The following is a 2,476-nucleotide window of genomic DNA, read 5'->3' on the forward strand; positions in this document are numbered from 1 at the left end:
TTACCAACAATAGCCAAAGAAACTGCAGAGACGTAGTAGCCAAATTAAGCCGTATGGGAATCAATGTGCAAGAAAAGCATATTTTCACCTGCGCAATAGCCACAGCAAGATACCTGGCTTCACAAAAACCCAACGGAACAGCCTATGTTATTGGAGAAGGCGGTTTACTTACCGCCCTTCACAGCAACGGGTACTCCATCGTCGACGATGCACCGGACTATGTAGTCATTGGAGAAGGAAGGACAATCATGCTTGAATCGGTTGACAAGGCAATAAACATGGTAATGAATGGTTCAAAACTTATCGCCACCAACCTGGACGCCTACTGTCCAAGCTCCAATAACTCAATCCGTTCCGGATGCGGCGCATTCGTATCGATGATAGAAATGGCCACAGGCAAAAAAGCATTTAGCGCAGGAAAACCCAGCCCTGTAATGATGAGAATCGCCAAGGCAGAACTAGGCACACACTCAGCCAATACCATTATGGTAGGAGATACCATGGAAACAGATATACTGGGAGGCGTACAAATGGGATTTAAAACAGTGCTGACCTTAACCGGATCCACTAGCACCGAAGACCTTGATTCTTACGCCTATAGACCTGACCATATCATCTCTAGCATACAAGAATTGAACGACCCGATGGTCATGGAAAAAATCATCCATGGAGAACTGGTACTTCAGTAAAAAATCATTATGTAGGTAAAAAAATATAAAACCTAAGCCAAAACGCAGCACAAAGGTAACGCTATAGATGGCGTTACCTTTTTTTAACCCTAGACAAAAAAAAGCTATGAAATAAAATTTCATAGCTTTAGTCAATTAACAATAAACCCAAAATAACCTGCTGTAGGAAAAGGAGTCGAACCTCCACGGAGCAGTTAGGAAAAATACGAGCTCTATATTTTCTTTATCTTGTGATCCCCACCCCCAAAAGAAGAGGGCATGTCTACCAGTTTCATCATCCTACAGTATACAATAGCAGCAGACCTTCTGACTACCACCCAAAGACCTTTTGTCTTTATTTGATATTTCAAAGGTAATAAAAAGATTATAAAATTAAAATTTCATCAATAAAAACGGATGATTATTACATTATTTTTATTTTCACACTGTTTTTTATAGATAATACTCAAACCAACTCTGGCTAAGTCGCATATTTTTAGAAAAATGACAATAATAAATACGAAATACGCATTTACAAGTTGTAATTTAACCCTAATAATTATCTTTTAACGTAAATTACAGTAAAATAGGTTTAAATATAACCCTATATATTGTGCTTATGCATTTTTCAGGAACTAATCCCCCAGATGAGTCTTTGATGAATCTATGACCAAGTATTTTAATTCCTCAAGCTCATTAGGAGTTAAATCTCGCCATTTCCCTCTTGGCAGGTCTAGCTTTATATTCATGATCCGGACCCGCTTCAACGCCACAACTTTATACCCCAAATAATCACACATCCTTCTTATCTGTCGATTTAAACCCTGCGTAAGAATAATCCTAAATGTATCTTTCTTCATTTGCCGCACTTGACACTTTTGCGTTACTACCCCTAAAATAGGAACGCCATTGCTCATTTTTTCTAAAAAATCTCCTACAATGGGCTTATTAACCTTTACTATGTATTCTTTCTCATGAGAATTGCCTGCCCTCAAAATTTTATTCACAATATCTCCATCACTCGTTAATAAAATAAGTCCTTCGCTAGGTTTATCTAATCTACCTATATGAAAAATCCTTTGCGGATGGTTTATATAATCCACAATATTGTCTTTTTGGCTGGTGTCAGTCGTACAAACAATCCCTACCGGCTTATTGAAAGCAATATAAACAGGTTGTTCCTTGGGAGCACTTACCAATTCACCATCCACACGCACCTCATCCCCGGGAAGTATCTTGGTGCCCATTTCCGGAACTTTGCCATTGATTGTTACCCTATCTGCGGCAATCATCCGATCCGCCTCTCTTCTGGAGCAAAAACCAATTTCACTTAGGTACTTGTTAATCCTGACTTCATTTTTAACCATCCTTCGTTTTTTATTAAGGCCACATTTCTTCTATCACTTCTGTATAGAATGTTTTAAGACTCATTCCTACTGCTTTCACTTGCTGAGAAATCAAACTTGTTTCCGTTTGACCCGGTACTGTATTGATTTCAATAAAATAGAATTTATCCGTCTTGGTTTCCAAGAAATAATCCATTCGAACTGCACCTTTACAATTCAATGTTTGGTAAACCTTTTCGGCAATTTGCTTCACCCGAGCTACATCTCTTTCATCCATCCTACCAGGAGTAATTTCTTCTGAAACTCCGGGTTGGTATTTGGCCTCAAAGTCAAAAAACTCTTTAGAACTGATAATTTCAGTAGAAGGAAGCACTACGATCTTGCCATTCGTTTTATATATCCCAATAGAGAATTCCCTTCCACTTACAAACTCCTCCACTATCACCTGCCCATCTTCCTTAA

Annotated in this window: 3 protein-coding genes; 1 reads left to right on the forward strand and 2 read right to left on the reverse strand. The window is 38.6% G+C overall.

Translation table 11 applies throughout. The features are described from left to right. On the forward strand, positions 1-689 hold a 689-nt coding region (locus AAC037_RS23405), incomplete at its 5' end, for an HAD-IIA family hydrolase (RefSeq protein ID WP_339906036.1). A 614-nt stretch (positions 690-1,303) separates the two neighbouring features. On the opposite strand, the gene rluF is transcribed toward AAC037_RS23405, so the two are convergent. Next, the gene (gene rluF / locus AAC037_RS23410) at positions 1,304-2,035 is read right to left on the reverse strand and encodes a 23S rRNA pseudouridine(2604) synthase RluF (protein WP_339906037.1); all 732 of its coding nucleotides are present in this window, start codon (positions 2,033-2,035) and stop codon (positions 1,304-1,306) included. Between the two features lie 13 nt (positions 2,036-2,048). Then, positions 2,049-2,476 (reverse strand): ATP-grasp domain-containing protein (locus AAC037_RS23415; protein ID WP_339906038.1); only part of this gene is annotated, 428 nt, incomplete at its 5' end.

This window comes from uncultured Cyclobacterium sp. (assembly GCF_963976465.1).
GTDB lineage: Bacteria > Bacteroidota > Bacteroidia > Cytophagales > Cyclobacteriaceae > Cyclobacterium.

Bases quoted from the DNA above. Each gene is read 5' to 3' on its own strand.
- rluF (WP_339906037.1), bottom strand. From the start codon at position 2,035: ATGGTTAAAAATGAAGTCAGGATTAACAAGTACCTAAGTGAAATTGGT.